The organism is Edwardsiella tarda ATCC 15947 = NBRC 105688, assembly GCF_003113495.2.
GTDB classification, from domain to species: Bacteria; Pseudomonadota; Gammaproteobacteria; order Enterobacterales; family Enterobacteriaceae; genus Edwardsiella; species Edwardsiella tarda.
The window spans coordinates 1,157,887-1,171,347 of sequence record NZ_CP084506.1; the positions used below are offsets into that span (position 1 = coordinate 1,157,887).

Sequence of the window (13,461 nt, forward strand, 5' to 3'; positions counted from 1 at the left end):
TTTGGCGGCTGTGGGGTGGCTGCTCGCCGCCGAGGCGGCGGGCGAGGGCGTGTTATTCCTTGTCATCATTCGGCATGATGTTGACCGATGAGAGGTAGTTGAGCAGGGCGATGTCGTTATCGACGCCCAGCTTCAGCATCGCCGATTTCTTCTGACTGCTGATGGTCTTGATACTACGATTCAGCTTCTTGGCGATCTCGGTGACCAGGAAGCCTTCGGCGAACAGGCGCAGAACCTCGCTCTCCTTCGGCGAGAGGCGCTTATCGCCATAGCCGCTGGCGTTGATCTTCTCCAACAGTTTAGAGACGCTCTCCGGGGTAAATTTCTTGCCTTTCTGCAGGGCGGCGAGCGCCTTGGGGAGATCGGTCGGCGCGCCCTGTTTCAGCACGATCCCTTCGATATCCAGATCCAACACGGCGCTGAGGATGGCCGGGTTATTGTTCATGGTCAGGACGATGATCGACAGTTCCGGGAAGTGGCGCTTGATGTATTTGATCAGGGTAATACCATCGCCGTACTTGTCACCGGGCATGGAAAGGTCGGTGATCAGAACGTTGACATCCAGCTTAGGCAGGCTATTGATCAGCGTAGTGGAATCTTCGAATTCCCCGACGACATTCACCCACTCGATCTGTTCCAGCGACTTACGAATGCCGAATAAAACGATGGGATGGTCGTCAGCAATGATTACATTCAGGTTATTCATATTGTTGGTTACCTAGTTGAAGCAGTCGGCTGACAAAAGCGTCAATATGACTGATCAGGACTCGCGCTTGTGCCGCGTCGTTATGTTTAACGGCCTCTTCTAGCTGTTCACACAGCTTTTTACCGACGGGGAACGCCAGCATGGCGAAGACACCTTTGAGGCGATGTGCGGTGAGGGCCAGCGTGGGCCAATCCTGTTGATCCGACTCAGTATACAGTTTTTGTATATCTGCGGGTACTGTATCCAAAAACAGCGAATAGTAATCCTTTGATTTAAAAGGGTTCTCCTCGATAGAGGATAACGCATTTTCAGCATTTTCAGCATATTCGCAATGGACGGGGGGCTCTGCCGCCGCCATTTGCCGCTCGATCAGCAGCAGGATGGCGTCGATCAATGCATCGCTGAGATTAAAGTTGGCGCGAATGCGTTGTGGCGCGTACTCCTCGAACCCGTCGACGTCGGCCGCCAGCAATAAGGTATTTGCCTGGGCCAGGGCGGGATCATCGGTGACCAGCAGATCGCAGGGAGGCGTGGCGCCGTTGGCTTCGCCCTCGTCGGCGGCGTTGATCAGCGTCGCGCCGAGTCCCTCCAGACGTTGGCTGACACGGGCGTGGATCTCCTCGGCGGTGATACGCAGGCCGATGGTAATGCCCTCCAGCAGTTTCTCCTCCTGCTGCTCGTTGAGTGGCAGGGGGTGCATACGGCAGGTGAAGCGGTAGTGGGTCCCGATATCGGGCCGGCTATCGATGGTTAACTCGCCGTCTAACCGGCGACAGAGCTGGGCGCAGAGGTAGAAGGTGAGGCTCGAACCGCGGGTAAAGCGGTCGCTTTGTGCCGCGGATAGCGCTGGATAGTGCAGGTTACGGCGCTCGGTGCGTGTGAGGCCGGCGCCGGTATCGCTCAGTTGGACGTGCAGCCGGTCGGGTTGCTGGGGATCGAGGCCGATGGTCAGGTTGATCTTGCCATAGGCGGTGGTGACGATGGCATAGTGCAGCAGCATTTCCAGCACCCGCTCCAGGGTGGTGATGTCGCCATCAAACTGTTGCGCGGGATCGGTATCGACGCGCCCCAGTAGCATTAATCCCTTGCGCCGCATGGCGGGGAGATTGCGCAGTAACAGGGCGTCGATGTGCTCATGCAGGCGGAATTGGCGGGTCTGAGGATGCCAATCCTGGCTTTCGACGGCGGTCAACAGGGTGATTTCGTCGATCAGGCGCTGTGCGTGTTGGCTCTCCAGCCACAGATCATCGAGCAGGGCCGCTTGATTCGGCGCCTCGCGTAGGGCCGCGCTTAGACGAGAGATCGCGCGTAGGGGGGCTTGCAACTCATGACTCAGGTTGTCGGTCATGGTCTTGCGCGCCGTCAGGTTCTTCTCATACTCCTCATGAGCCAGCTTGAGCTTCTGACTCATCAGCACCTCGGTGTCCAAATTCCGGATCAGAAATAGCGCCGAGTGAGGCGTCTGTTGGCTGCGCACCATCTGTACTTCGTACATGGCATTGTTGATGCTGACCTGCACCTTACCATGATGGCGATCGGCCATCGCGGCGATCTTATGCAGGCTCAGGTGGGGCAGCAACTGGTCAGCCTGTTTGTTACTGGCGACCAACGTGTTGTTATCGAAGCGGTAGATTAACAACCCCATCGGCAGATGCGCGATGATCTCCTGATTCATCTCTTGCTGGGCGTTCAGTTGAGCCGCCATGCGTTTACCGGGGCGAACATACTGGTGGCGTACGATGTAGAAGGCGATGGCGGAGAGGACCAGCAGCGCCAGGTTGATCAGCAGCACCCAGAAGTTGTTGCGCGCCAGATCGATGATCAACGCCATCGCCGGAATGTGGAACTGGAGCGTCAAGGGCGTGTTATGGATCGGGCTGTTGATGGTGATCCAGGGCCAGCTCAGCTGAGTCATCGCGCGTGGTGGCTCATCGTTGGCGTTCCACTCGCCCTCGTTGCCTTGCTCCTCCCGTAACTGGAAGCGCTGCGCCGGTAGGTTGCTCGGCAACAGATCCTCCACCGGAAGATCGAAGGCGATCACGGTGGCCAGATGACCGGGATCGTTGAAGGTGGTACGCAGGGTAAAGTAGTAGGCGTTTTGGAAACGAAACTTACGCAACCCGGAGAAGCCTTCACGCTGATCGAGCGCGTTCGACTGCTGGAGCATCTCGGCCTTGCGCGCCTCGACCAGGTTCCCCAGATAGCCATCCTTATAGCGCGCCGAGAGATCCTTCATCGGCATGGTTGAGATCAGGATCAGACTATTATCTTGCCCATTGAGATAGTAGAGCGAATAGGGTTCGGTATTGGCGCTCCAGAGGGTGTCCAGATAGCGCGACAGGTTCTGTGCCAGTTCGCTGGTGGCGCTATCGTGTAGGCCAAAGATCAAGGCATCGGTCTTATGGCGCGCCTTATCCAATAAGTAGATATCCGGGCGTAGGCGCAATTCATGCTGCGGCGCCGAACTGTTGGCGGGCTCGTCGCTGGGGGGTGTTTCGTAGATCTGATAGGTGATGAAACGGTAGGTCTCGATCCGTTGTTGTAACAACCGGGCGACCGACGACAGCATATTTTGTTTGGCGCTGAGGTAGCCATTGACCGTGTTATAGCCGTACAGCAGGTTGCCCAGCAGCAATAGCAAGATAAACAGCAGATAGCTGCGGGTGACGCCGGAAAGGGACATGGAATTTGACGTTAGCTGCATAGCGCGCGGGCGATCCTGTCAGTCGAAAAAAACGCTGTGCGCAGTATAGCAAGGGGGAGCGGCGCTGGCATCGCCCATCGTCGCCCCCCGCCTCATTAGGCGATCTTGCGCCGGAAGATGGCGTAGGCGATACCGCTGGTGGCGACGGTGATCACCAGCAGTGGCCACAGATTGTGCCAGATGACCGCGAAACCGACATTTTTCAGGTAGAGCTGCTTGGTGATGTCGGTAAAGTGGCGGATGGGGTTAATCCACGTCACATTCTGCAGCCAGACCGGCATATTCTCCACCGGTGAGACATAACCGGACAACAGAATGGCGGGCATCATGAAGACAAAGACGCCGATAAACGCCTGTTGCTGTGTGGCACACAGGGCGGAGATGAATAACCCGAAGCCGACCAGGGACAGGCCGTAGATCAGCAGGGTGAAGTAGAACAGCCACAGCGAGCCAGCGAAGGGGATCTGGTAGCCAAAGATGCCGATCAGCAGGACCAAGGTCGCCTGAAAGGTGGCGACGATCAGGGCGGGCACCGCCTTACCGATGAAGATCTGCCAGGTATTGAGCGGTGAGACCAGCAACTGCTCGAGGGTACCCTGTTCACGCTCACGTGCCACGGAGAGTGAGGTGACGATCATCACCCCGATGGTGGCGATCAAGGCGATCAGCGAGGGGACCACGAACCATTTGTAATCCAGATTAGGGTTATACCAGTTACGTACGATCAGGCGGCTATTAATCAAGCTAGGCTGATGCAGTTCGCTACGCAGCTGTTGCTGATACTCGCTGACGATCTGCTGAATATAGTTGGCGGCGATCTGGGCACTGTTAGAGCTACGGCCATCGAGGATCAGTTGCAGGGTAGTGGGCTGGTCGCTGAGCAGATCGCGGCTAAAGTTAGCTGGAAAACGCACCACGAGGAGGGCGCGCTGATCGTTGATGGTCGGGGCGATGGCTTGCGGACTCTCCAGCAGGATCACCTGAGAGAAGGCGCTGGCCTTGGCCAGACGCTGGGTCAGTTCGATGGAGGCCGGGCCGCTATCCGCGCTGTAGATGGCGATGGTGGCGTTAGTGACGTTAAGCGTCGCGGCAAAGGGAAACAGTAAGACCTGCATGATCACCGGCACCACCAAGATGGTGCGCGTCTGCGGGTCACGCAGTAGCGACTGTAGCTCTTTGATGATCAGGGTCAGTAGACGGTGCAGCATGGTCTCACTCCTCCTTAGTCCAGCCGCCGCCGGGTTTTTAAGGCCGTTAGGCCGATGAAGAACAGCGCCGATACCAGCAGGAAGGCCAAGTTTACCCACAGTACACTGCTGATGTTGCCGGCCAGAAACAGGGATTGCAGGGTGCTGACGAAGTATCGCGCCGGGATGACGTAGGTGATCGCTCGTACGATGGCGGGCATGCTATCGATTTCGAACACGAAGCCGGAGAGCATCACCGCCGGCAGAAAGGCCGCGTTCAGGGCGATCATCGCCGCGTTGAACTGGTTGCGGGTGACGGTGGAGATCAGTAGCCCCATCCCCAGGGTACTGGCCATAAACAGGCTAGTCATGGCGAACAGGATCAGCAGCGAACCACGGAACGGTACCCCCATAATAAAGACCGCCACCACCATGCACAGCACCATCGCCAGCATGCCCAATACATAGTAGGGCAACAGCTTACAGAGCAAGAGCTCGCTACGGGTGACCTGGGTCGACAGCAGCGCCTCCATGGTACCGCGCTCCCATTCGCGAGCGATAACCAGTGAGGTCAGGATGGCGCCGATGACCGTCATGATGATGGTGATGGCGCCGGGAATGATAAAGTGCTGGCTGATGGCGGCCGGGTTAAACCAGTAACGCAGCTGAATATCAATAGGGGGCTGATAGGACAAACCGCGATCCTGGGCGCGTTGCTGAAGCCACACCTGCCAAACGCCTTCGGTGTAGCCGCGCACAAAGTTGGCGGTATTGGGTTCGCTACCGTCGGTGATCACCTGGAGCGGCGCGCTATCTTGGCTCCGCAGTAGGCGATCGGAAAAATCGACCGGGATCACCACCATGCCGCGGATCTGCCCGGCCTGGAGTTGGCGCGTCAGCTGTTGGCGATCGTCGCTGACGGTGGCGGCGATATAGGGTGATCCGCGGAAGGTATCGGCCAGCTGGCGGGCTTCCGGGGTCTGTTGTTCCAATAGGATGCCGACGTGTAGGCGGCTGGAGTCGAGGTTGATGCCATAGCCGAAGATAAACAGCAGCAGCAACGGGATCACCACGGCGATCAATAAACTGCTGGGATCGCGCATGATCTGGGCGGTCTCTTTGCGGCATAGGGCGCGTAGGCGGCGCCAGGAGAAGTGGAGAGTCCCATCAGCCATGTTCATGCTCCCGATCGTAGGCCTGTACCAGCTCGATGAATGCCTGCTCCATGGTGGGCGTCGGATTGTCGGCACTGGCGATGCGCGCCTTGAGATCGTCCGGCGAGCCGGTGGCGATGATCTGCCCATGGTAGACCAGGCCGATACGATCGCAGTACTCCGCCTCATCCATAAAGTGGGTGGTAACCATCACGGTGACCCCCTTATCGACCATCCCATTGATGTGCAGCCAAAACTCACGCCGGGTCAACGGATCGACCCCGGAGGTGGGTTCGTCGAGAAACAGGATGTCCGGTTCATGCATCAGGGCGCAGGAGAGGGCCAGGCGCTGCTTAAAGCCCAGCGGCAGGGCGTCCGGCGTCTGCTGCAGGATCGGAGTAAAGTTAAACGCCCGGGTCATGTCGGCGATCTTGGCGCGCTGACGCTTGCCGCGTAGGCCATAGACGCCGGAGAAGAAGGCCAGATTTTGGGCGACCGTCAGGTTGCCGTAGAGGGAAAACTTCTGCGCCATGTAACCCAGATGCTGGCGCGCGCGCCCCGAATCGGTCTTGAGATCCATGCCTAACACCAGCGCGTGGCCGCTGCTGGGTACCAGCAGGCCACACATCATCTTGAAGGTGGTCGACTTGCCGGCGCCGTTGGGGCCGAGCAGACCGAAGATCTCGCCACGTTTGACCTGAAAATCGACGTGATCGGTGGCGGCGAAGCTACCAAACTTCTTGGTTAATTGACGCGCCTCGATCACCGTCTGCGTCGCATCGGCCTCAACCTGCGGCATGATACTCGCTAATGCCGAGGCCTGGTGCGGTCCGCCGCCTAAGAGGTCGATGAAGGCATCCTCGAAGCGAGGGGTGGCCTCCAACACCTCGGCCTGCGTGAGGTTAAGCGCCGTCGGGATCTGCTGGTGGTCACAACCGGCTTGGAGGATCAGGCGCAGATACTGCCCCTGGATCACCGCGTCGCTGACCATCGGCAGGGTAATGGCCTGTTGCAGCAGGCGACGGTGAGAGAGGCCGGGGGCGCGTAGCAGAATGGTGCGCCCGGCCATGCGTTGGGTCAGTTGTTGCGGCGGGCCGCTGTACAGTAGCCGTCCCTCGTTAAGCAGGAGTACCTCACGGCACTGTTCGGCCTCATCCAGGTAGGAGGTGCTCCACAGGATCAGCATCCCCTCGTCGGCCAGCTCGTGCACCATGCGCCATAGTTCGCGGCGTGAGATGGGGTCAACCCCGACGCCGGGCTCGTCGAGCAGTAGCACTTGTGGCGAGCCGAGCAAGGTGCAGGCCAGTCCCAGCTTCTGTTTCATTCCGCCGGAGAGCTTGCCGGCGAGACGATCGGTGAAGGGGGCCAGCGAGGTGAAGGCGAGCAGACGTGCGAAGGTGCTGGCGCGCGCCGCGCCAGTGACGCCGCGCAGCTCGGCATACAGCACCAAGTTCTCCATGACCGTCAGATCCTCATACAGGCCGAACTTCTGTGGCATGTAGCCGAGGAGGGCGTGCAGTTGGCGATCCTGGCGCACGGGATCGAGTCCGACGACGCTGACCCGGCCGGCGCTCGGTTTCAGTAACCCGGCTAAGATGCGCATCAGGGTCGTCTTGCCGGCGCCATCGGGGCCGACCAATCCCATCACGGCGCCGCTGGCAATGCGCGTCGTCAGGCTGGCGACCGCTGGGCGATCCAGCCCCGCGAAGCGTTTTTCCAACCCCTCCAGCTCGATGTAATGGCTGACCATGCGCTACTCCGCTAGCGTTGCGCCGGGGTGGTCGGGAAGCGCAGGGTGACCGGCATCCCCTGGCGTAGCGCGTCATCGGCATCGTCGACGATCACGCGCAGACGATAGACCAGCGAGGTGCGCAGATCCGGCGTCTCGACGCTCTTCGGCGTGAATTCGGCCGTGGGGGAGACGAAGCCAATGGTGCCGTGATAAGGCTGACGCCGTCCATCGATATACAGCGCGATGGGCGTACCGGGGATGGCGCGATCGAGGTGGGTCTCATCGATGTAGGCCCGTACCCAGACCGGGCGGGTTAAGGCGACGTTGAATACCGTGTTACCGGCGGCCAGCATGGTACCCGGCTCGACGGCGCGGGTCATCACGGTACCGCGCGACGGGGCGAACAGCGCGGTGTCATGCAGATTCAGCTCGGCCTGCGCCACTTGGGCCTGGGCCTGTTGCAGTTGCGCCTGCGCCTGCTCGATCTGCTGCGGACGATTACCGGACTGATACTGTGCCAGCCTATCGCGCGCCTGTTGCAGTTGGGCCTGCGCCTGATTACGGTTGGTGCGCGCACTCTCTAACTCATTGGCCGAGACGGCGCGGCTGGTCCACAATCCCTGCTGGCGTTCATAGAAACTCTGCATGTAGCGGTAGTTGGCTTCGGCCTGAACCACGGCGGCCTGCGCCTGAGCGATCTCTTCGCTGCGATAACCGGCCTGCAACAGCGCCAGGTTCGCCTGTGCGGCGGCGGCGGCGGCCCGCGCCTCGTTCAACGCATTGACATAAGGGGCGTCATCCAGCCGACCGAGCAACATGCCGGGCTTGACCGCCGCGCCTTCATCGACGGTCAGTGAGGCCAGTCGGCCGCTGACGCGGAAGCCCAGATTGACGGTACGGATGTCGACATTACCGTACAGGGTCAGCGGTTGATCCTGCTGGCTGCGGTAGTAGCCATATCCTCCGGCGATGAGTGCTATCAGCACGATGCCGATAACGACGCCGGCGACTCGCCTTTTATTCATCGTTGATTCCTCGCGTTCCTCGCAATGCAGTGGGCTGTGCTGCGCCAAGGTGACGGCGCAGCCCGGTGATCAGCAGTTCGGTGTGGAGCTGTACCACCTGATGGATTTCATGTGCCTGTTGCGGCCCGATCTGTGGCCAGCCGGTCCGGGTAAGAATGGTTTCGCGCGCCATGCGAAAGGCCAGCACCTGACCGATCAGCGCATGGGTGTGCAGCGCCGCGATGGGATGATGCGCATCCAGACCGACGTAGCCCGAGACCAGGCGGGTCATCAGGGTATGCAGCGGGGTAATAAACTGTTGGTGCAGGATGGGGGAGGCGGCGCTGGGAAACATCTGCTCGCGCGAGATGATCTGGCTTAGGTGCAGGGTTTGTGGCTGAGTCATCAGGTGGCACAGATGGGCGATGGCGCGTTGGATCAATGCCAGCGCCGCCTGCGGCGTGGCGTCGGGATCGGCGAGATGGCGCTCGCACTCCTCGCGTAGCGGGCTGAAGCTGTGGCTGAGTGTCGTCGCGATCCATTGGGCGACGGCCAGATAGAGTCCCTGTTTAGAGTGAAAATAGTAGGGGATAGCGGCGATATTTTGCCCACTTTCCTGGGCGATGTCGCGCGTGGTGGCCCCCTCCAATCCCTGCTGGGCGAACAGGCGTAATCCGGCGGCGATCAGTGCCTGGCGTGCCTGGTCGCCGCGTGAGCGGGCTTGATCTGGCGGTGGCGCGCGACGAAGTCTCTTCATGACGATGACACTCGGAAAAAGTTAATCATCTGATTGATTAACTTTAGGCCTCTTTTCCCCCACTGTAAAGTCGTGTCAGGCGGAACATCAGGGCAGACAGCGCGGGTGCTTGCTGTTACACTAGCCGCCAATTGTGTACCCGCAGTTTGTGCCTGTCCTCGTGGTAATTCTCGCTTTGCCTCGTCTGATACGCCCGTCCGGAAACTGCATCCCTGGAAGCCAGGGAGTGGGCGGGTTTGGAGTTTTTCATGTCTTTTGATTCCCTTGGCCTGTGTGCCGAACTGTTACGTGCGGTGGAAGAGCAGGGTTACCGTGACCCCACCCCGATTCAACAGCAGGCCATTCCTCTGGTGCTGCAACGTCGCGATCTGATGGCGAGCGCGCAGACCGGTACCGGCAAGACCGCCGGTTTTACCCTACCGTTGCTGCAATTGCTGCACCAGAACCCGAAGAACGGCAAGGGGCGCCGTCCGGTGCGTGCCCTGATCCTGACGCCGACCCGTGAGTTGGCGGCCCAGATCGGCGATAACGTCCGCGAATACAGCCGTCATCTGCCGTTACGCTCGCTGGTGGTGTTCGGTGGGGTGAGCATCAACCCGCAGATGATGAAGCTGCGTGGTGGCGTGGACGTGCTGGTGGCGACACCGGGACGCCTGCTGGATCTTGCGCATCAGAACGCGGTCGATCTGTCCCAGGTTGAGATCTTGGTGCTGGATGAGGCCGATCGCATGCTGGACATGGGCTTCATTCACGATATTCGCCGTGTGCTGGCTCGTCTGCCGGCCAAGCGTCAGAACCTGCTGTTCTCCGCGACCTTCTCCGACGAGATCAAGGCGCTGGCCGCCTCATTGCTACATAACCCGGCCGAGGTGGAAGTGGCGCGCCGCAACACCGCCTCCGAGTTGGTGAGCCAACACGTGCATCTGGTGGACAAGAAGCGTAAGCGTGAGCTGCTCTCTTTCCTGATCGGCTCACAGGATTGGCGCCAGGTTCTGGTGTTCACCCGTACCAAGTATGGCGCCAACCATCTGGCCGAGCAGCTGAATAAGGATGGCATCAGCGCGGCGGCGATCCATGGCAACAAGAGCCAGGGCGCGCGTACCCGTGCGCTGGCAGACTTCAAGAGTGGCGACATTCGCGTCCTGGTGGCGACGGATATCGCCGCCCGTGGTTTGGACATCGATCAGCTGCCTTACGTGGTGAACTATGAGCTGCCCAACGTCCCGGAAGATTATGTCCACCGTATCGGACGTACCGGGCGTGCGCAGGCGACGGGCGAGGCGCTCTCACTGGTCTGCGTCGACGAGCATAAGCTGCTGCGTGATATCGAACGCCTGCTGAAACGCCCGATCCCCCGTATGGCGATCGCCGGTTATGAGCCGGATCCCAGCATCAAGGCCGAGCCGATCCAAAATGGTCGTCAGGGTGGACGGCAGAATGGCCGCAACGAGCGTGGCACGCAGGGACAGGGGCGACGTGGAACAGGGACGCGCAGCAAGGAAAGTTCGGCGGCGGAAGGCCAACGTAACCCGGCGGCCCGTCCGGGGCAGAATCGTCGTCCGCGCCGTCCGGCGGCGGAGGCGAAGGGACGGGTAGAGGGGCGTTAAGCGAGACGTCCTAAGCGGAAAACGATCCGCCGCTGAGGCAGTCGTGAGACTGCATCCGCAGCGGGTCGATCACGCGCGGCGCTCAGGCGGCGCGCTCGAAGGATTTCGCGGCCACCATCTCCCGCTTCCAAACTCCTGGCGTCATGTCGAAACGGCGCTTAAAGGAGCGGGTGAAGGAGCGTTGGGAGTCGAACCCCATCGACAGTGCGATGTCGAGGATTGATCCTTGGCATACTTTCAGGCGACGCGCCGACTCATCCAACTTCTTATTACGAATATACTCGCCAAGGCGTACGCCGGTGTGCGCTTTAAACATGCGTTGTAGGTGCCATTTGGAGTAACCCGCACGCGCCGCTACATCATCGAGGGATGAGATGGTCGCAACATTGTTATCGATCCAGGTACGGAGCGCGCTGATAAAATCGGTATTGTACATGGCAATCACCTTACTCTTTTTGTGCGATGGTTAGTGACACGACGCGGTGTACAGCAGTTTAATCCGTACAGCAGGTGCGTTTTAGTGTCATTCTGGTGACGATCGCGGTGATGTTCGCATCGGGCGCACATCGTATGAAGTCATTATCTTAACGATCGTTAATTTAATGGTAATTCCGTCGCCGGAGTGTCGTCAACGTTTTTTATTAACGCTTATTAATAAAATTGTTAACTCTATGTTTGTTAACAAAATATTATTTATTCTCTACCTAGGGTATGCAGTGTTCTGACGGCGCCTGCACGGGCGGTGCGCCACGGTTTGCATATTCGTGGGGGCAAGGCTACCTTTAGCGGGAGATCCAGTGAGTGAGGTGTAGATAAAGGGAATGGTAACAGAACATACATCCTGTAAACGCGCCGGGCGCGGCCGTCCAAAGGTGTTCGATAGGGAAGTCGCGTTGCGCAAGGCGCTGGAACTGTTTTGGCGTAAGGGCTACGAGGCGACCTCGATGGCCGATCTGGTCGAGGCGACCGGTGCGAAGGCGCCGACCCTGTACGCGGAGTTTGAAAACAAAGAGGGGCTGTTTCGCGCGGTGGTCGAGTATTACACCGCCTGTAATGAGGATAAATACGATCGTCTGCTGTTCAAGGTTAACTTGCCGTTGATCGATACACTGCGTGACTACCTGAATGTCACGGCGTGTTGTTTTACCAGCGATGACACGCCCAGCGGCTGCTTTATCATCTGCGCATCGATGGTGCCGACCAGTTGTTCGGATAAGGTCAGCCAAGTGCTGAAGAGTCGTCAGCCGATACAAGAGGCGATGCTGACGCGCTTTCTCGAGCAGCGTCAGCGTGCCGGTGAATTGCCCGCCTATAGCGATGTTCAGGGATTGGCGCGTTACCTATGCTGCCTGATTCAGGGGATGTCGGTGCGCGCCCGTGAGGGGGCTGAATGCGGCGATCTCCAGGCCATCGTGGAGACCACTATGGCGGTCTGGCCGGCGTTATGTGAGGCCTGTCGCCTACCGGCATAAGCGTGTCGAGGAAAGCTAAACGACACGCTTTGCAACACTCTAGCGCTTGCCATCGATGAGTTAAACTGGTTAGCTGCCAAACAGGGTGATGGCGTGCCACCCGTGATAACCAACCGCCGTAATCCACTTACGGATGATGACGCCTGATGACTACCGTTCCTGGGGAGCGGGGCATCGGCGTCATACTATTTTCCCGCGCTTATCCCTGCACTCCCCGTGGTTAACCACCGCTATACGGAGGAGAAATGATCTACGTTTTTGGCCATAAGTATCCCGACAGCGACGCGATCTGTAGCGCACTGGTCGCCGCCCAGTGGCTGACGGCGCGCGGCTTGCCCGCGCACGCTTGGCGTCTGGGAGAGATCAATCATGAAACGGCCTACATCCTGCGCCAGGCCGAGTGTGAGCCGCCACCGCTGTTGACCGAATCGTTGCAGGATAAAACGACTTGGCTGGTGGACTTTAGCGATGCCGAGCAGGGGCCGGACACGCTCGGGCAGAGCCACTTGCTGGGGCTGATCGATCACCATCGTCTGGGTACCCTGACCAGCCGTGAACCGATCGATGCCTGGATCCGTCGTGTCGGCAGTACGGCGACCTTGCTGTGGCAGATCCTGACCCAGGAGTACGCCATGGTGCCGGATCGCAGCCAGTCGATCTTGTTACTGGGCGCCATCCTGAGTGATACCATCGGCCTGATCTCCCCGACCACGACCGAGGCAGACCGCCAGGCGGTTGCCGCCTTACGCGCGGCTTGCCGCCCCGACTATGACACCTTCCTCGCCGGGCTCTTGGCGGCGAAGACGAGCTTGGCGGGTTACACGGCGCAGGCCTTGTTGGAAAAGGATCTGAAGCGTTTCGTCATCGGTGAGTATACGTTGGAGATCGCCCAACTGGAGGTGGCGTCGCCGCAACAGGTCGACGCACAGTTGACGCCGCTGTTGGCATGTATGCAACAGCGTTGCCGTGAACAGGCGTTGGATTACGTTATGTTGGCGGTCAGCGACATTCGGCAACGCCATACGATGCTCTACCGTGTCGCCCGCGATGGTCGCATTCTACCCGTCCAGCCATTACCCGGTATGCTAAGCCGCAAGAAAGAGATTTTGCCCTGGGTTAGCGCCCAGCTGATTTGAGA

11 protein-coding genes and 1 riboswitch are annotated in these 13,461 nt (G+C 59.4%); of the genes, 3 read left to right on the forward strand and 8 right to left on the reverse strand.

Annotated features, from left to right (window positions below; genetic code table 11):
* Positions 1-52: 52 nt before the first annotated feature.
* The 7 genes from rcsB to cecR all read right to left on the reverse strand — a co-directional run bounded on the left by rcsB (position 53) and on the right by cecR (position 9,244).
* Entirely contained in the window at positions 53-706 is a 654-nt protein-coding gene (gene rcsB / locus DCL27_RS05370; RefSeq protein WP_005288075.1) for a response regulator transcription factor RcsB, read from the reverse strand.
* The gene (rcsD, locus tag DCL27_RS05375; protein ID WP_035598430.1) at positions 699-3,410 is read right to left on the reverse strand and encodes a phosphotransferase RcsD; all 2,712 of its coding nucleotides are present in this window, start codon (positions 3,408-3,410) and stop codon (positions 699-701) included. The genes rcsB and rcsD overlap by 8 nt, the downstream gene beginning before the upstream one ends.
* A 95-nt stretch (positions 3,411-3,505) precedes the next feature.
* Positions 3,506-4,618: an ABC transporter permease gene (locus DCL27_RS05380; protein WP_005288071.1), complete on the reverse strand. Its 1,113-nt coding sequence runs from the start codon at positions 4,616-4,618 to the stop codon at positions 3,506-3,508.
* Between the two features lie 14 nt (positions 4,619-4,632).
* Positions 4,633-5,772, reverse strand: a complete 1,140-nt coding sequence (locus DCL27_RS05385; protein WP_005294642.1) for an ABC transporter permease — start codon at positions 5,770-5,772, stop codon at positions 4,633-4,635.
* Entirely contained in the window at positions 5,765-7,501 is a 1,737-nt protein-coding gene (locus DCL27_RS05390) for an ATP-binding cassette domain-containing protein (protein WP_035598434.1), read from the reverse strand. The genes DCL27_RS05385 and DCL27_RS05390 overlap by 8 nt, the downstream gene beginning before the upstream one ends.
* 11 nt (positions 7,502-7,512) lie before the next feature.
* Entirely contained in the window at positions 7,513-8,508 is a 996-nt protein-coding gene (hlyD, locus tag DCL27_RS05395) for a secretion protein HlyD (protein ID WP_035598436.1), read from the reverse strand.
* Positions 8,501-9,244, reverse strand: a complete 744-nt coding sequence (gene cecR / locus DCL27_RS05400; protein WP_005288052.1) for a transcriptional regulator CecR — start codon at positions 9,242-9,244, stop codon at positions 8,501-8,503. Before cecR ends, hlyD begins: the two co-directional genes overlap by 8 nt.
* Positions 9,245-9,492: 248 nt before the next feature.
* On the opposite strand from cecR, the gene rhlE reads away from it, so the two are divergent.
* The gene (gene rhlE, locus DCL27_RS05405; protein WP_005288049.1) at positions 9,493-10,851 is read left to right on the forward strand and encodes an ATP-dependent RNA helicase RhlE; all 1,359 of its coding nucleotides are present in this window, start codon (positions 9,493-9,495) and stop codon (positions 10,849-10,851) included.
* A gap of 82 nt (positions 10,852-10,933) precedes the next feature.
* Here rhlE and DCL27_RS05410 read toward each other — a convergent pair whose 3' ends face one another.
* On the reverse strand, positions 10,934-11,287 hold the full coding sequence (locus DCL27_RS05410; protein ID WP_005288047.1) for a helix-turn-helix domain-containing protein: 354 nt from the start codon (positions 11,285-11,287) through the stop codon (positions 10,934-10,936).
* Between the two features lie 385 nt (positions 11,288-11,672).
* Between DCL27_RS05410 and corR the strand changes: the two genes are divergently transcribed.
* Entirely contained in the window at positions 11,673-12,323 is a 651-nt protein-coding gene (corR, locus tag DCL27_RS05415; RefSeq protein ID WP_005294656.1) for a copper stress response transcriptional regulator CorR, read from the forward strand.
* 75 nt (positions 12,324-12,398) lie between these two features.
* A riboswitch (Fluoride riboswitch) is annotated at positions 12,399-12,476 on the forward strand.
* Between the two features lie 92 nt (positions 12,477-12,568).
* Positions 12,569-13,459, forward strand: coding sequence for a DHHA2 domain-containing protein (locus DCL27_RS05420; protein WP_005288035.1), 891 nt, complete (start codon positions 12,569-12,571; stop codon positions 13,457-13,459).
* The last annotated feature ends 2 nt before the right edge of the window (positions 13,460-13,461 follow it).

Excerpts from the sequence above, each read along its gene's own strand:
- DCL27_RS05420 (WP_005288035.1), top strand. The coding sequence starts at position 12,569 with ATGATCTACGTTTTTGGCCATAAGTATCCCGACAGCGACGCGATCTGT.
- rcsD (WP_035598430.1), bottom strand. The coding sequence starts at position 3,410 with ATGCAGCTAACGTCAAATTCCATGTCCCTTTCCGGCGTCACCCGCAGC.
- rhlE (WP_005288049.1), top strand. The coding sequence starts at position 9,493 with ATGTCTTTTGATTCCCTTGGCCTGTGTGCCGAACTGTTACGTGCGGTG.
- hlyD (WP_035598436.1), bottom strand. The coding sequence starts at position 8,508 with ATGAATAAAAGGCGAGTCGCCGGCGTCGTTATCGGCATCGTGCTGATA.
- corR (WP_005294656.1), top strand. The coding sequence starts at position 11,673 with ATGGTAACAGAACATACATCCTGTAAACGCGCCGGGCGCGGCCGTCCA.
- rcsB (WP_005288075.1), bottom strand. The coding sequence starts at position 706 with ATGAATAACCTGAATGTAATCATTGCTGACGACCATCCCATCGTTTTA.
- DCL27_RS05410 (WP_005288047.1), bottom strand. The coding sequence starts at position 11,287 with ATGTACAATACCGATTTTATCAGCGCGCTCCGTACCTGGATCGATAAC.
- DCL27_RS05380 (WP_005288071.1), bottom strand. The coding sequence starts at position 4,618 with ATGCTGCACCGTCTACTGACCCTGATCATCAAAGAGCTACAGTCGCTA.
- cecR (WP_005288052.1), bottom strand. The coding sequence starts at position 9,244 with ATGAAGAGACTTCGTCGCGCGCCACCGCCAGATCAAGCCCGCTCACGC.
- DCL27_RS05385 (WP_005294642.1), bottom strand. The coding sequence starts at position 5,772 with ATGGCTGATGGGACTCTCCACTTCTCCTGGCGCCGCCTACGCGCCCTA.
- DCL27_RS05390 (WP_035598434.1), bottom strand. The coding sequence starts at position 7,501 with ATGGTCAGCCATTACATCGAGCTGGAGGGGTTGGAAAAACGCTTCGCG.